General features: G+C 74.4%; 14 protein-coding genes. 7 read left to right on the top strand and 7 right to left on the bottom strand.

Going from position 1 to position 15,424, the window contains the following annotated elements; genetic code table 11:
* The coding region (locus ABWI04_RS18830) for a GntR family transcriptional regulator (protein ID WP_353833227.1) at positions 1 to 491 on the bottom strand (491 nt) is incomplete at its 3' end.
* Between the two features lie 80 nt (positions 492 to 571).
* Between ABWI04_RS18830 and ABWI04_RS18825 the strand changes: the two genes are divergently transcribed.
* Positions 572 to 1,867: an FAD-binding oxidoreductase gene (locus tag ABWI04_RS18825; RefSeq protein WP_353833226.1), complete on the top strand. Its 1,296-nt coding sequence runs from the start codon at positions 572 to 574 to the stop codon at positions 1,865 to 1,867.
* Positions 1,868 to 2,108: 241 nt separating this feature from the next.
* On the top strand, positions 2,109 to 2,432 hold the full coding sequence (locus ABWI04_RS18820) for a histone-like nucleoid-structuring protein Lsr2 (RefSeq protein ID WP_345182244.1): 324 nt from the start codon (positions 2,109 to 2,111) through the stop codon (positions 2,430 to 2,432).
* Positions 2,433 to 2,953: 521 nt separating this feature from the next.
* On the opposite strand, the gene ABWI04_RS18815 is transcribed toward ABWI04_RS18820, so the two are convergent.
* The 5 genes from ABWI04_RS18815 to ABWI04_RS18795 form a co-directional block, all read right to left on the bottom strand.
* Complete coding sequence (locus tag ABWI04_RS18815) at positions 2,954 to 3,274, bottom strand: GroES family chaperonin (protein ID WP_345182246.1); 321 nt, start codon at positions 3,272 to 3,274, stop codon at positions 2,954 to 2,956.
* A 69-nt stretch (positions 3,275 to 3,343) separates the two neighbouring features.
* On the bottom strand, positions 3,344 to 4,108 hold the full coding sequence (locus ABWI04_RS18810) for a serine protease (protein ID WP_353833225.1): 765 nt from the start codon (positions 4,106 to 4,108) through the stop codon (positions 3,344 to 3,346).
* Positions 4,109 to 4,125: 17 nt separating this feature from the next.
* The gene (locus ABWI04_RS18805; RefSeq protein WP_353833224.1) at positions 4,126 to 5,073 is read right to left on the bottom strand and encodes a DMT family transporter; all 948 of its coding nucleotides are present in this window, start codon (positions 5,071 to 5,073) and stop codon (positions 4,126 to 4,128) included.
* 122 nt (positions 5,074 to 5,195) lie between these two features.
* Positions 5,196 to 5,963 carry an SDR family NAD(P)-dependent oxidoreductase gene (locus ABWI04_RS18800; RefSeq protein WP_345182253.1) on the bottom strand — a complete coding sequence of 256 codons (768 nt, stop codon included), beginning with the start codon at positions 5,961 to 5,963 and terminating at the stop codon, positions 5,196 to 5,198.
* Positions 5,964 to 5,987: 24 nt separating this feature from the next.
* A complete protein-coding gene (locus ABWI04_RS18795) occupies positions 5,988 to 7,445 on the bottom strand; it encodes a flavin-containing monooxygenase (RefSeq protein ID WP_353833223.1) in 1,458 nt (485 codons plus the stop codon).
* A 114-nt stretch (positions 7,446 to 7,559) separates the two neighbouring features.
* Here ABWI04_RS18795 and ABWI04_RS18790 point away from each other — a divergent pair, with 114 nt between their 5' ends.
* From ABWI04_RS18790 to ABWI04_RS18775, 4 genes are read left to right on the top strand one after another with little or no spacing between them, the layout of a single operon-like run.
* Positions 7,560 to 9,743 carry a DUF4132 domain-containing protein gene (locus tag ABWI04_RS18790; RefSeq protein WP_353833222.1) on the top strand — a complete coding sequence of 728 codons (2,184 nt, stop codon included), beginning with the start codon at positions 7,560 to 7,562 and terminating at the stop codon, positions 9,741 to 9,743.
* A 49-nt stretch (positions 9,744 to 9,792) separates the two neighbouring features.
* Complete coding sequence (locus tag ABWI04_RS18785; RefSeq protein ID WP_353833221.1) at positions 9,793 to 11,043, top strand: DUF4132 domain-containing protein; 1,251 nt, start codon at positions 9,793 to 9,795, stop codon at positions 11,041 to 11,043.
* The gene (locus tag ABWI04_RS18780) at positions 11,034 to 13,364 is read left to right on the top strand and encodes a DUF4132 domain-containing protein (RefSeq protein WP_353833220.1); all 2,331 of its coding nucleotides are present in this window, start codon (positions 11,034 to 11,036) and stop codon (positions 13,362 to 13,364) included. The genes ABWI04_RS18785 and ABWI04_RS18780 overlap by 10 nt, the downstream gene beginning before the upstream one ends.
* On the top strand, positions 13,364 to 13,756 hold the full coding sequence (locus tag ABWI04_RS18775) for a hypothetical protein (RefSeq protein ID WP_345182264.1): 393 nt from the start codon (positions 13,364 to 13,366) through the stop codon (positions 13,754 to 13,756). The genes ABWI04_RS18780 and ABWI04_RS18775 overlap by 1 nt, the downstream gene beginning before the upstream one ends.
* Before the next feature lie 8 nt (positions 13,757 to 13,764).
* Here ABWI04_RS18775 and ABWI04_RS18770 read toward each other — a convergent pair whose 3' ends face one another.
* Positions 13,765 to 14,430, bottom strand: coding sequence for a DNA-binding response regulator (locus ABWI04_RS18770; RefSeq protein WP_345182267.1), 666 nt, complete (start codon positions 14,428 to 14,430; stop codon positions 13,765 to 13,767).
* A 94-nt stretch (positions 14,431 to 14,524) separates the two neighbouring features.
* Here ABWI04_RS18770 and ABWI04_RS18765 point away from each other — a divergent pair, with 94 nt between their 5' ends.
* Complete coding sequence (locus tag ABWI04_RS18765; RefSeq protein ID WP_353833219.1) at positions 14,525 to 15,379, top strand: aldo/keto reductase; 855 nt, start codon at positions 14,525 to 14,527, stop codon at positions 15,377 to 15,379.
* Positions 15,380 to 15,424 lie beyond the last annotated feature (45 nt).

The following is a 15,424-nucleotide window of genomic DNA, read 5'->3' as shown; positions in this document are numbered from 1 at the left end:
CGAGGCCCGCCTGGCGGTCGCGAACTGCCCCGAGCGGGCGATCGACGTCCTCGGGGAGGAGTGAGATGACCGCGGACGACCGCTTCGACAGGTGCCGACGCCAGCCAGGCGGCGCGCGGGAACGACGACGCGTCCGGCTGGCCCTGCCGCAGGTCGTGCGCCGGTTCGGACGGACGGGGCCCGAGGGGACGGGCGGCGGGCCGGGCCTGGGGCTGCGCGCCGAGCGCCACCTTCGTCCCGGAGCCCTGGCGGGCGGTCAGCCATCCCTCGGCGACGAGTTCGGCGTAGGCGTCGGCGACGGTGTTGCGGGCCATGCCCAGGTCGGCGGCCAGCGAACGGTAGGGCGGCAGCCGGGTGCCGGGGGCCAGCCGCCCGGAGCGGACCGCCGCGCGCAGCGCGCGGGTCAGCGCCGCCCGCCGCCCGCCGCCGGGCAGGTCGAGGTGGAGGTCGGCCCCGATCCGCTCCGCCAGATTGACCCAGTTTTCTGCCATGGGATTGCACCCTATCTCCGGTCTCTTCTCCTCCTAGATTTCGGTGTAGGGCTTGATGACCTGCTGATTCGGAGGAAATGATGAACGACTTGCGCGCCGCTGTCCGCGGTCGGGTCCTGCTGCCCGGCGACGCCGGATTCGACGCCGCGCGGCGTCCCTGGAACCTCGCCGTGGAGCAGCCGGTGGAGGCCGTGGTCGAGGCCGCCGACGCCGACGACGTCGCCGCGCTCGTCCGGTACGCCCGTTCCGCCGGGACGGCGATCGCCACGCAGCCCAACGGCCACGGCGCCACCGGCCGCACCGAGGGAGCGATCCTCCTGCGCACCCGGCGGCTGGACGGCCTGGAGATCGACCCCGCGGCACGCCGGGCCCGGGTGGGCGCGGGCGTCGCCTCGGGGCGGCTCCAGGCGGCGGCCGCGCCGCACGGCCTGACCGGGCTGCCGGGGAGCTCTCCCGTGGTCAGCGTCGCCGGGGTCGCCCTCGGCGGCGGGCTGAGCTGGTTCGGGCGCGCCCACGGGTGGGTCGCCGACAGCGTCACCGCCTTCGAGGTCGTGGACGGCGACGGCCGCCGCCGGCGCGTCACCGCGGACACCGACGCCGACCTGTTCTGGGCGCTGCGCGGCGGGGGCGGCGGCCTCGCCGTCGTGACGTCCCTCGACCTGGCGCTGCACCCGGCGCCGCACCTGTACGGCGGCCGGATGCTGTGGCCGGCCGTGCACGCGCCCGAGGTGATGGACGCCTACCGGCAGATCACCGCCGCCGCCCCGGACGAGCTGACCGTCTGGCTGGACCTGCTGCACTTCCCCGGCGCCGACCCGATGGTCGCGGTGGACGTCACCCACCTCGGCCCCGCGGACGAGGCGCGCGACCTGCTGCGCCCCCTGGACCGGCTCGCACGCCCCCTGTCCGACGGCAGGGCGACCATGCCGGTCTCCGAGCTGGGCGCCATCACGGCCGAGCCCACCGACCCCGGCGCCGGCCGCTCACGGGCCGAACTGCTCACGGAGCTGGACGACCGCGCGGTCAAGGCGCTGCTGGCCGATCCCATCGCGCCGCTGCTGAGCGTGCAGATCCGGCATCTGGAAGGCGCGTTCGCCCGTCCCTCCGACAGCCCGCACGGGCCGCTCACCGAGCCCTACGCGCTGTACATGTTCGGCATCCCGGCCGATCCGGCGACCGCCGACGCGGTCGCCGCGAAGCAGGAGGCGCTCGCCGGCCTCCTGCCCGCCAGCGGACGCAAGCCCTTCACGTTCCTCAACCCCGAGGAGACCGCCGCGAACGCCTTCGCCCCCGAGGCGCTGGACCGCCTCCGCCGCGTCAAGGCCCACCACGACCCGCGCGACACCTTCCGCGGCAACTTCCCGGTCACCCCCTGAGAGCCCGACCGAGAAGTGCACTGCAATCGACACCCTGGGCACAAGAAATTGCCAAGACAGGGTCCGAATTGCAGAAGCATCGTGTCCGCGCCGGTCTGCTGCCTTTATACCGGAACATGGGGGCGGTGCCTCGCCCGGACGAGGCAGTGGCGGCGCGGTTGCGATGACCTGGCCTGTTCCCCGGCGGCCTAGTATGAAGACGGGACCGTCATTCGTCAGTGAACGAGGGGGAAGGCAATTCATGGCGCAGCAGGTCAAGGTTCGCCTGGTCGACGACATCAGCGGCGGGGAGGCGGTGGAAACCGTGTCGTTCTCGCTGGACGGCCGGTCCTATGAGATCGACCTGAACAAGAAGAACGCCGCCAAACTGCGCAAGGTCATCGAGCCTTACCGGGAGCACGCCCGCAAGGCGCGCCGCACCGCGGCGAGGAGCGCCACGCGCACGGCGGGCAGCCGCGAGCGCAGCGCCGAGATCCGCCGGTGGGCGAGGTCGGCGGGAATCCCGGTCAACGACCGCGGGCGCATTCCCGCCGATGTGCTCCAGAAGTTCGAGGCCGCGCACTGACCCGTCACTCCGCCGGGCAGAGGCCCATTTCCAGGCGGCTGCGGGCTCCGAGTCGCTCCGCATCCGGCGCCGAACGCCATGCGGCGAGATCCCCGGAGCACTCGCGGCCGCCTGGCAGGTCTCCCACAGATTTCGAGCCGGGGCAAAGCGACCGCCGGTCGTTCTCAGCAGACTGGACGACGGCGGCAGCGCGATAGGGCCTGTCACGCCCGCCCAGCGGGCACTTGCGGCCCATCACCGGATGAAGTCCGGCAGCCATACCGCAGACCAGCACCCACTACTGCGACGACCTAAGCCACCACAGCACCCCGCGACAACCCGGGGCCCGCGATCGCGTCCGAAGGCAGATTCGAGCGAAGCAAGAATCTGATCGCGCAGCGAGCCGCCAGGCGAGCCGGAGCGATGCCAGCGATCGCCGCGGTGCTCGACGATGGAGGGCCCTCCGGGCCCGAAGGAGGAGAGCACCGCAATAAACACAGCCGACGATGGAGGGCCGCCAGGCCCGAAGGAGGAGAAAAAGGCTATAGATAGAGCCCAGTGCCGTGTTCTGGGCGTTCGCTGGCGATGGCGTGCAGGTCGCGCTCGCGCATGATCAGGTAGTTCTCGCCCTGGATCTCGACCTCGTACTGGTCGGCGGGGTGGAAGAGGACGCGGTCGCCGGGCTTGACGATCCGCACGTGGTGGCCGACCCCGCAGACCTCTCCCCATACCAGGCGGTTCTGCTGCTCGACCGTCGCGGGAATGACGATGCCGCCGGTGCTGCGGCGTTCGCCGCTGTCCTTCTCGGACTTGATCATGACGCGGTCGTGCAGCATCTGGACTTCGAACTTGGGCTCGGACACGCGGGCGAGTTTATCCGTCCGCGCGGGTAGGAACGTTCCGCGCTGCGCCCGGGGCGGGGCTGCGCGGGGTCAGGGCAGGGAGGTGAGCCTGGCGTAGACGCCGGGGTAGCCGGGCTTGCCGCAGCCGTAGCCCCAGGAGACGAGCGCGGCGACGCGCCCGCCGGCGATCAGCGGGCCGCCGCTGTCGAACTGGCACGAGTCGGCCTTCGCGGATCCGGCGCACAGCATGTCGGACGGGTCGAAGGAGTCGCCGTAGGCGCGCCGGCACGCCGCGTCGCCGGGGAGCGGGACGGCGGCGGCCCGGAGGCGGGTGTTGAACAGGTCGTTCTCGGAGGTGAAGCCCCACCCGGCGATCTCTGCGGTGCGGGCGGAGCCGGGGGCGCCGAGGGGCGCGGCCGGGCGGTTCACGCGGCGCGCGAGCGTCAGGACGGCGAGGTCGTGGTGGCTGACGGACTCGTCCTTGAAGGTCGTCTCGCGGTACTTCGGGTGCATGCGCACGGACTTCACCGCGACCGTCTCCCCGCCTCGGCCGGCCAGGTCGTCCCGGCCGAAGGTGGCGGTGAGGACGCCGGGGACCCGGCGGAACATCGACACGCAGTGGCCGGCGGTGAGCAGCCGGTCGGGCTTCACCAGGACGCCGCCGCAGAACTGCCCGGCCGGGCGGACGAAGAAGATCGGGGAGCCGACGGCGGCCATCCACGGGTACCGGGCGGCGGGCGCCGGGGCGCCGCCCACGACGGCGTCGGCGGGGGCGGCGGTGGCGGCGAGCGGCGCGAGCCCGAGGCAGGCTCCGAGCAGGGCGAGACCGAGGGACCGGCGGGAGGGCAGGGCCATGGCCGCACTGTAGGCGATCAGGGGGCGGCGCGCACGCGTTTGCCGGCGGCTGCCCGTTGCGTCTGCGCGGCCGGGTCCTCGTAGCGGGGGAACAGCGCCAGCGCGGCCAGCGCGAGCGCGAAGCCGCCCGCCCGGAGCGCGAACGGCGCGGTGTCGCGCGGCCACTGCTCGTCGAACAGGACGGTGCTGCTGAGGACGAGGTAGGTCCGGCCGATGACGGTGAGCACGACCGCGACGATGGCGATCCGGCAGCGCTGCAGCGCGACCTGGAGTTGCCCGAGCGCGATCGCGGCGAGGCCGATCGTCAGGTACGGGTAGGGGGACTCCAGGACCGCCCGCGCGCTGCCGGTGTCCTGGTAGACGAGCGAGATGCCGCGGATGCCGGCCTCGGCCAGCCCGGCGCAGGCCCCGGCGCCGATCCCGTAGGCGACCCCGGCGAGCCTGCGGGCGTGCCGGCCGCCCGCGCGGCGGTCGCCGACGAGCCAGACCATGGCCGCGACGATCACCGCGGGGGCGCAGACGGCGAGCATCGTCCAGGGCCGGGCGAGGGTCCCGGCGAGGGTGGCGTCGGCGCGCGGTTCGCCCTCGGTCGTGGCCGACAGGCCGATCAGCCCGGTGGCGAGGACGAACAGCGCGACGCTCGCCCATTCGCGCAGGCTCAGCCGCTCGCCGAGGACCCCGGCCGCGAAGGCGACGAGGAGCACCAGGCCGAGGGCGAAGACGGGCTGCGCGACGGCGAGCGGCACCGCGGAGAACGCGACGACCTCGTAGCCGAGGCCGAGGAACAGCAGCAGGCCGCCGCCCAGCCAGACGGGGTCGGTCAGCATGAGCCGGGCGACGCGGAACGGGCGGCTGCCCCGCAGCGGCTCCATCCGGCGCGCGGAGACGCGGAAGACGAGGAAGGCGATGTAGTAGACGGTGGTGGCGAGCAGGGCGAGGGCGGCGTAGCCCAGGTCGTGACCCATCGGGAAAGACCCTTCGGCGGACGGGGGCGGGAAGAGTCGTCCGGCGCGCCTCGAAGCGACTCGCCCTGCCACGATGCCCTCTCGCACCGCCCGTGACAAGGCCGTGACCCCTGACTACATGATCAATCGTAGTGACGGCCGCGGGTGGACGACAGGCGGGAGACGAGGCCCCGGGGCAGCAGCCGTGTGATCCCGACGACGGCCTTGTACTGCGCTCCCGGGACGCTGACCTGCACGCCGCGGCGCAGGTCGCGCAGGGCGGCGGCCACGACGTCGTCCTTGTCCAGCCACATGAAGTCGGGGACGTCTGACATGTCCATCTGGGCGCGGTCGTGGAACTCGGTGTGCACGAAACCGGGGCACAGCGCCATCACCCGGACGCGGCCCCGCGACCGTCTCCGGATGTCGGCGGCGACGCCCTGGCTGAAGTTCACGACCCACGCCTTGGACGCCCCGTAGGTGCCGCGCGTGGCGAACGCCGCGACCGACGAGACGTTGACGACGCCGCCCCGGCCGCGCGCCAGCATCCCCGGGAGGGCGGCGTGCGTGAGGCGCAGGACGGCCTCGCAGTGCACGCGCAGCATGGTCAGCTCGTCGGACACCGGGACGTCCAGGAACACGCCCCTGTTGCCGAATCCGGCGTTGTTGACCAGCAGGTCGACGTCCTTGCCGACGCGCTCCTCGGCCGCGGCCAGGCCCTCCTCGGTGGACAGGTCGGCGGGCAGCGCCTCGGCGCGCACGCCGTAGGCCGCGCGCAGCTCGGCGGCGGTCCGCTCCAGCCGTTCGGCGTCGCGGGCCAGCAGGACCAGGTCGAACCCGTCGGAGGCGAGGCGGCGGGCGAAGGCGGCACCGATCCCCGCGGTCGCGCCGGTGATGAAGGCGGTCGGCATGGCCCCGAGCCTAGGGCGCGTTCCCTACCGGGCGGCGGCACGCCGCGCGCGGAAGTGCCGCGGGTCGGGGCGGCGGGTCGCGCGGCGGTAGGCGAAGGTGTAGCCCGGCCAGTTGTTGACGACCTTCCCGCCCTCCGTCATGTACCAGCTCCGGCAGCCCGCCTCCCAGACGGTCGAGCGCATCCGCTCCCGCATCTCCCGGGTGAACGCGTCCTGCACGTCGGGCCTCACGTCGATCCAGGCCAGGCCCGCGCCGCGCAGCGCCTCCACGCATCCGAGGACGTACCGGAACTGCGACTCCAGCATGTAGATGATCGAGTTGTGCCCGAGGTTGGTGTAGGGCCCGTACAGCAGGAACAGGTTGGGGAAGCCGCTGACGGTGATGCCGAGGTGGGCCTGCGCGCCGTCCCGCCACGCCTCGTTCAGCTCCCGGCCGCCCCGTCCGACGATCTTCATGGGGGACAGGAACTCGGTGGAGCGGAACCCGGTCGCGTACACGATGACGTCGGCCTCGTGCGCGCCGCGCGCGGTCCGGATCCCCGTCGGGGTGACGCGCTCGATCGGGTCGGTGATCAGGTGGACGTTCGGCCTGCTCAGCGCCGGATAGTAGTCGTCGGACAGCAGGATCCGCTTGCACCCCATCCGGTAGCCGGGGACGAGTTCGGCGCGCAGCGCGGGGTCGGCGACCTGCTCGGCCAGGCGGCGGCGGAAGCCGCGCTCCATGAGCCCCATCAGCCGCGGGTACCGGATGAAGCCGAGCGCGCGGGCCTCGAACAGCGCGTAGATCCGGGCGCGGCTCAGCGCGTACAGCCCCGGCACGGCCCGCAGCGCGGCCCGCTCCCAGGCCCGGTACGGCCGGTCCGGTTTGTCGATCACGTACGGCGCGGACCGCTGGAACAGCAGCAGCTCCGCCGCCTCCCGGGCGATCTCCGGGACGATCTGGATCGCGCTCGCACCCGTCCCGATCACCGCGACGCGCCTGCCCCGCAGGTCGGCGCCGTGGTCCCAGCGGGAGGAGTGGAAGGCCGGTCCGGTGAACGACTCGCGGCCCTCGATCGGCGGCAGCTCGGGCCGGTTGAGCTGCCCGCACGCCGAGACCAGCACCCGCGCGGCGAGGTCCCCGGTCGTGGTGGAGATCCGCCAGAGCGCCGCGTCCTCGTCGAACCGCGCCTCGGTCACCTCGGCGCCGAACCGGATCCGGTCGAGGAGGCCGTGCTCGCGGGCGCAGTGCCGCAGGTAGTCCAGGATCTCCGCCTGCGGCGGGAAGCGGCGCGACCAGTCGGTCCTGCGCTCGAACGAGAACGAGTACAGGTGGGACGGGACGTCGCAGGCCGCGCCCGGGTAGGTGTTGTCGCGCCAGGTCCCGCCGAGGTCGGCGGCCTTCTCCAGGATCACCACGTCGCGGACGCCGGCCTGCCGCAGCCGGATCGCCATCCCGATCCCGCCGAACCCGCTCCCGATGATCACCACGCTGTGCGTCATGGCAGTTCCGAATCTCATTCTGTCTGGGTCCCCCACGAGCGTAGGTGACCGTGAAGTCACTGAGAAGGTGTCGCCGCGGCGCGTTTTGTCGGTCGGTTCTGCCAGCATCCCGGCATGCCCGACCATGCCCTCGCCGCCGAAGCGCGCGCCGACGACGGTCCCGGAACGGTCCAGGCGCTGATGGCGCGCGCCTGCGAGTCCGGAGAGGAGGGCTACCGGCTGGCCGTGCTCGTCGAAGAGGCCCTGTCCGGCGCCGAGCGCCTCGACGCCGGAACCCTGCGCGAGATGGCGCCGCCGCTGAAGCGGCTCAACGGCGTCTTCGCGCGGGCCGAGGTCCCGATCGGGTACCGCCAGCGGGTCGACCGCCGCCTGCGGGCGCTGCTGGCGAGCGTGGACGAGGCGTACCTGCCCGAGGGGGTGCTCCCCGTCCACGACGTCTGGGCCGCGCCGCTCCGCGAGCGAGTGCGGGTCGCGCCGTCGGCCGAGCTGACCCGGTTCGTCCGGCACCTGGCGAGCCTGTCGGCGCCGCGCCCCTCGCGCGCGTGGCACCGCGCGTGCGTCACCCTCGCCGACGAGGCGGCCGCGCGCGAGGACGTCGCCGAGTGCCTCCGCGCGCTCGCGGAGGACGAGCCGCACTGCCCCCGCGAGGACGGCCCGCACACCGCGACGTCCTGCGGGTACCACCATCTGGTCGACCCGCACCACGGAGACGTCGCGCGCGGCCTCGTCTGGGCGGCGGCCCTCACCGGCGGCCCGGACGCGGTGCCCCGGCTCCGCGCGGTCGCCCTGCGCATGGGCACGGCCGGCCGCGACCTCTACGAGGGCCCCAAGGTCGCGGGCGCGGCGATCAACGCGCTGGGCGCGGTCGACGATCCGCGCGCGCTGGAGGCGCTCTGGCGGCTCCGCGCGCCGGTCACCAACCGCGCGCTGCGCAAGCAGCTCGACACGGCGCTCCAGGCGGCGGCCGAGCGGCAGGGCATCACGCGGGCGCAACTCGTGGAGCGCAGCGTCCCCGCCCACGGACTCGGCCCGGACGGCTCGGCGGAGCGGGTCCTCGGCGACCACACCGCGCGCGTCGCGGTCGAAGGCGCGGCGACCGTCCGCGTCACCTTCACCGGCCCCGACGGCCGCGTCTCCCGGACGGCCCCGGCCGCGGTCAAGGACCGCTTCCCCGACGAGCTGAGGCGCCTGAAGGCGCTCGCCAAGGAGGTGCGGGCGACGCTGTCGGGCGAGCGGGCGCGCATTGAGGGCCTGCTGTCCGAGGACCGCTCCTGGCCCTACGCCGAATGGTGCGAGTTCTACCGCGACCACCCGATCACCGGGGCGGTCGCCCGCGGCCTCGTCTGGGAGTTCCAGGGCGAGGACGGCCGCTGGCGCGCGTCCCTCGGCGCTCCCGGCGGCGACGCCGCGCGGGTCAGGCTCTGGCATCCGCTCCGGGCGGCCGTCGGCGAGGTGCGGGCCTGGCGGGAGCGCGTCGTCGACGAGCAGGTCCGGCAGCCGTTCAAGCAGGCGTTCCGCGAGATCTACCTCCTCACCCCCGCGGAGGAGGGCACCGCGACCTACTCCAACCGGTACGCGGCGCACATCGTCCACTACCGGCGGCTGTACGCGCTGTTCAAGGAGCGGGGCTGGCAGTCGAACTTCCTCGGCCGGCACGAAGGCGGCCTCCACGGCGAGGCGCGCGGCGAGTTCGGCGGCGGCGAATGGCGGGCGTGCTTCTACCACGAGCCGGTCGACCACGACGGCGACTGGACGGTCGAGCACGCCGCGACCGACCAGGTCCGCTTCGAGCGCAGGCACGGCCGGCGCTGGCGGGAGGCGCCGCTCGCCGACGTCCCGCCGCCGGTGTTCAGCGAGGCGATGCGGGACGTGGACCTGTTCGTCGGCGTCACCTCCATCGCCGCCGACCCGGACTGGGCCGACCGGGGCGAGGACCGCCACGCCGCCTACCGGCGCGAGGCGGGCTTCGGCGCGCTGACCGCGAGCGCCGAGGTCCGCCGGGCGGCGCTGGAGCGCATCCTGCCGCGCACGAGGATCGCCGGCCGCTGCGCCCTGGACGGCCGGCACCTCGTCGTGCGCGGCGAGCTGCGCACCTACCGGATCCATCTCGGGTCGGCGAACGTCCTGATGGAACCGGACGGCGCCTACCTGTGCGTCGTCCAGGGCCGCCGGCTCCCCGGCACGCTGTACCTGCCGTTCGAGGACGAGCGGCTCTCGCTCATCCTCAGCAAGGCGTTCCTGCTGGCCGCCGACCACAAGATCACCGACCCCTCGATCCGGCGGCAGCTCGGCGTGTGATCACCTGAAACGTCCCGGAACCGGCGCTTCCATCTGGAAAGATCACCTCATGTCCGACGACCACCGGCCGCCGGCCGCGCTCGACCTTCTGGACCGCCCGCCCGTCCCCGGCGGGCCCGCCGGGGGCGGCGACCCCGGGGTGCCCGCGCACGGGCTCGGCCGCGACGGCTCGCTGGCCCGCGACATCGGCGGCTACCAGGCGGTCCTCGCCATCGCCGACCCGATGACCGTCCGGCTCACCTTCATCGGCGCGGAGGGCCGCCCGCTGCCGACCGTCCCGGGCGCGCTCAGGACGGGCTTCGCCGCGCAGGTCAAGGAGACGAAGGCGCTGGCGAGGCGGGTCCGCGCGACGCTGGCCGCCGAGCGGGCGCGGGTCGAGGCGCTGATGGCGGCCGAGCGGACCTGGCCCTACGGGCAGTGGTGCCGGCACTACCGCGACCATCCGGTCACCGGACGGGTCGCGCACGGTCTGATCTGGGAGTTCGAGGAGCCGGACGGGCACTGGCAGGCCGCCACGCCCGGCGAGGACGTGCTGGTCACGGTGGACGGCCGCGCCCTGCCCGCGCCGCCGGGCGGCGCGCGGGTACGGCTGTGGCATCCGGTGCGGGCGCTCCCGGGCGCCGTCCGGGCCTGGCGGAGCTTCGTGACCGGCAACCGGATGGCGCAGTCGTTCCGGCAGGCGTTCCGGGAGACCTACCGGCCCGGCCCGCCCGGGGCCGAGACCGATCTGCGCCGCGGCCGCTTCGACGGCGAGGAACGGCGCGTGCTCGCCGGGGGCGCGTGGCGGGTCGGCTGCCGCGAGGGCCGGGCGCGGGTGACGTTCGAGCGGCGGGCCGCCGGGTCCTGGCGGGAGGAGCCGCCGCGGGCCGTGCCGCCGCCGGTGTTCAGCGAGGGGATGCGGGAGGCCGACCTGTTCCTGCGCCTCGCCCCGGCCGCGGAGGAGGACCCGTTCGGCGCGCCGTCGGCGACCGCCGAGATCCGGGCGGACGTGCTGCGCCGGATCCTGCCCGGCACGAGGATCGCGGGCCGCTGCGCGGTCGACGGGCGGTTCCTCGTCGTCCGCGGCGGGCTGCGCACCTACCGCGTCGACCTCGGCTCCGGCGGCGTGCTGATGGAACCGGGCGGCGACCGGCTGCGGATCGGGCCGTCCCGCCGGACGGGGCAGAAGGGCCTGTTCCTGCCGTTCGAGGACGAGGTGCTGGCACGCGTCCTCGGCACGGCGTTCCTGCTGGCCGCCGACCACCGGATCACCGACGAGGCCGTCCTGCGGCAGATCAGGAGGGACGCCCGATGGAACTGACCGCGCGGCTGCTGCGCGCCATGACCGACCCGGCGGCGGAGGACGAGGAGTTCCGCACCTGGTATCCCGACCTGTCGGCGCTGTCCGACCGCGATCTCGGAGACCTCGTGCCCGCCGCCTACGCGGTCGGCCGGGAGGCGCCGTTCGTGTCGATGTCCGTCCGGCTCAGGATCGAGGACGAGGCCAAGCAGCGGCAGCCGCGCTACACGCCGGAGGCGTGCGAGCGCATGTTCCAGACGCTCGTCGGCGGGCTGGCCCACCGCAAGTGGGCCGACCTCGTGCTCGGCGCGGGCACGCTGGTCCGCTGCACGGGGCCGTGGCCCGACCTCGCCGGCCCCGCCCGGAAGCTGGTCGAGTATCTCCTCGCCCGCGAGCGCCTCGACCAGCCGTTCGCGCTGCTCGCGGTCGGCGGGCTCGCGGGCGACGGCGTCCTGCAGGCGGTCGCCGGGCGCCTGCGCCAGAAGTGGAAGGGACCGATCGCGCACGACGAACTGGACACCGTCGTGCGCCTCGCTCCGGTGGAACGGGTGCTGCTCGCCCAGGTGGCCGAGAACCGGTCGTTCAACTCCCCGCCCGTCCCGCCCGAGGTGTGGGAGCGCGTCGCCGCCGTCCCGGCCTGCGCCGAGTTCGCCCGCCGCGCCCTGGAGACCGCCGCCGAGCGCGCCCGCGCCGTCCAGGAGGGGGAGGTCCCGTTCCGCGCGGACAGGGCGTTCACCGGGGACGAGGTCGCCGCCGTCGGGCTCGCCGCGCGCATCGCGCTGCTGCGCGACGAGCCGTGGCTGCCCGCCCTGTTCGACCGGCTCCTGCCCGGCGTCTCGGTGGCCCCGACGCAGGCGAGGACGCTGCCGTCGCAGGCGCTGCTGTACGAGATCGTCCGGGCCGCGCAGGAGTTCCCCACGCCCGAGCTGGTCACCGCGATCCGGACCGTCCGCGGGATCGTCCGGCACGCCGGGGTGCCCAAGCAGCTCGACAAGATGCTCAAGAAGGTCGAGGCCGCCCTGGCCGAGCGGACCGAGGTCGCGCTGCGCCTCCCCGATCTCGGCTTCGGCCCCGGCGGGGTCCTGCGCAGGGAATTGGGCGACTACACCGCCCTCGTCACGATCACCACGGGCAAGGCCGCGCTGACCTTCGAGAAGGGCGGCGCCGCGCTCAAGGGCGTCCCCGCGCCCGTCCGCCGCGACCACAAGGACGAGGTCAAGGAGCTCCGCGACCTCGTCGCACGCGTCAACGCCCAGCTCGTCACGCTCGCGCGGGCGCTGGAGGGCGGCTTCTCCGTCGACGCCGTCCACCCGTTCGGCCGGTGGCGGGACACCCTGCTGCGCCATCCGATCGCGGGGCCGGCGGTGCGCACCCTCATCTGGGAGATCGAGACCGCGCCCGGCGAGTGGCGCACCGTCCTGCCCGAGACCGGCGAACTTCCGGACGCCGCCGACGACGCCTCCGTCCGGCTGTGGCACCCCATCAGGTCGGGGCCGGACGAGGTGCGCGCCTGGCGCGACCTGCTCGACGAGCGGCGGATCCGGCAGCCCTTCAAGCAGGCGTTCCGCGAGATCTACCTGCTCACCCCCGCGGAGGTGGAAACGGCGACGTACTCCAACCGGTTCGCCGCGCACCTCGTCCACTACCGGCGGATGTTCGCGCTCTTCCGGGCCCGCGGCTGGACGAGCGCCCTGCTCGGCCCCTGGGACGGCGGAGGCTCCGACGAGGCGGCCCGGACGCTCGCGGCGGGGGAGTGGCGGGTCAGGTTCTCCCACGTCCTGGCCGACTGGCAGGGCGAGCACGAGATCGCCGGCACGAACTGGGTGGTGTTCGACCGCCGAGGCGACGGCGGCTGGCGTGAGGCGGCCCTCGCCGACGTCCCGCCGCTGGTGTTCAGCGAGGCGATGCGCGACGTGGACCTGTTCGTCGGCGTCACCTCCATCGCCGCCGACCCCATGTGGGAGGACGGCGAGGCCCACGAGTACTGGGTGCGCGCGTGGTACGCCGACCTCGGCGAGTCGGCCCGGACGCGCCGGGACGCCCTGGAACGCGTCCTTCCGCGCACGAAGATCGCCGACCGCTGCTCGATCGAGGGCCGCCACCTGGTCGTGCGCGGCGACCTGCGCACCTACAGGATCCACCTCGGCTCGGCCAACATCGTGATGGAGCCGGACGACGCGTTCCTGTGCGTCGTCCCGGAGCGCCGTGCAGCGGGCGCCAAGGTCTTCCTGCCGTTCGAGGACGAGCGGCTCTCCCTCATCCTCAGCAAGGCGTTCCTGCTCGCCGCCGACGCCGCGATCGACGACGAGTCCATCCTGACGCAGATCAAGCGAGGCGCCTGATGACCGCCGTGAACTTCCGCGACGAGACGGCCGCCGGCGCGCCCGTCGCCGCGTTCCAGGTGGGCGGGCTGCCCGACCGGATGACCCTCCGGGAGCTGATCAGGCTCCGGGTCCGCGAGGAGGTCGCCCGGCACAACGCCCGCCCCTCCGACCGGTTCCACGGCCTGGTCCGCCCGGACGGCGCCGAGGCCGAGCTGAACGGCTACCGCCTGCGCGAGCCCCGCCGCCTGGACTGGGAGCGGCAGGCCGACATCGCCGAGCGCGCCTTCCTGGGCAACGGGTTCTTCGTCCTCGCCGCCGACCGGCAGGTCGAGGACCTCGACGAGGAGATCGACCTCACCGGCGACCCCGACCTGGTCTTCATCAGGCTCGTCCCGCTCGTCGGCGGCTGAGGGGGCTCTCAGCCGACCAGGCCGAACTCGTGGGCGCGCAGGCCCGCCTGGAAGCGGGAGTCGGCGTCCAGCAGGGTCAGGATCTCCGCGACGCGGCGCCGGTAGGTGCGCAGCGACATGCCGAGCCGGCGCGCGGCGGCCTCGTCCTTCAGCCCGCCGCCGAGCAGCCTCAGGATGCGCAGGCTCTCCTCGCTCAGCGCGGGCGGCCGGCCGCGCCGGTGGTCGGCCAGGTCGGCCGCCGTCTCCCACGTCGCCTCGAAGAGCGAGACCACGCCCTTCACCACGCCCGGCGACCGGACGACGGTGTACTCGCGGACGCCGCCCTCGACCGGGCCGGCGAGGATGGCGACCCTCCGGTCCACGATGATCGTCTCGTGGGGGAGCGGGGCCGGGCAGATCCGCACCCGCCCGCCCGCGGCGGCGATCGCGAGGAGCCGCCGCTCGGACTCCTCGTCGGCCAGGGCCGCCGGGTTGTACAGCTTGCGGACGGCCGGGGCGGGCCGGATCCGGCGCCGCTCGGCGACGATCCACTCCCGCAGGCCGGGCAGCGCCCACGTGTTCTGGTCCGTCGCGGCGCACGAGAACTCCTCGCACGCGAAGAACAGCCGTCCGGCGCGCTCGACCAGCTCCTCCTCGCCGCGCAGCACGACGTTCCGGTCCAGATCGGCGCTCACGGCCCCAGTCTGCCACGCGGCCCGCGGGCCGCCGCCGTGGCAGCAAGCTGCCAGCCGGTCGCCGCGCCCCGGCGGGCGCAGCACAGTGGACCGCATGACACGACACTTCGATCTCGGCGGCGACCTGCGGATCTCCCGGATGGGCTTCGGCGCGATGCGGCTGCCCGCGAGCACCCGCGGCGGGCCCGCGGGCGACCGGGACACCGGAATCAAGATCCTCCAGCGGGCCGTCGAGCTGGGCGTGGACCACATCGACACGGCCGCGTTCTACTACTACGAGGGCGGCCCCGCGGCCAACGAGATGATCCGCGCCGCGCTGGCCCCCTACCCGCCCGGCCTGGTCGTCGCCACGAAGGTGGGCCCGTACCGGGGCCCGGGCGACCCCTTCCCGTCCGGGCAGCTCCCGGCACCGGAGCTGCGCGCCGAGGTGGAGCGCAACCTCACCGAACTCGGGCTCGACCGGCTCGACCTGGTCTACCTGCGGCCCGGCGGGCTGGAGGAGCCGGGGACCGAGCCGATCGGGGAGCGCTTCGCCGTCCTCGCCGGACTCCGCGAGGAGGGGCTGATCAGGCATCTCGGGTTGAGCCACGTGAGCCTCGCCCAGCTGGAGGAGGCGCGCGGGATCGCGCCGGTCGCGGCCGTCCAGAACCGGTTCGACGTGACGCGGCCGCGGGACGCCGAGCTCCTCGCCGCATGTGAGCGCGACCACATCGCCTACGCCCCCTACTTCCCCCTCGGCGGGTTCGGCATCCCCGACGACGCGCGCGTCAACGCGGTCGCCGCCCGCCACGGCGCCACCGTCCCGCAGGTGCTGCTCGCCGGGCTGCTGGCGCTGTCGCCGGTGATGCTCGCGATCCCCGGCACCGGCTCCCCGGACCACCTGGAGGAGAACCTCGCCGCCGCGGATCTGGTGCTCGCCCCGGAGGATCTCGCCGCCCTGAAGCGGTGAGGACCGCGCGCGCGGCCGCCGGAGCCTCTACCCTGAACGGGTTTG

This window comes from Actinomadura sp. NPDC000929 (assembly GCF_040492065.1).
Lineage (GTDB): Bacteria > Actinomycetota > Actinomycetes > Streptosporangiales > Streptosporangiaceae > Spirillospora > Spirillospora verrucosospora.
The sequence above is the reverse complement of the archived record's forward strand: the minus strand, read 5'-3'. Positions and strand labels throughout refer to the sequence as shown.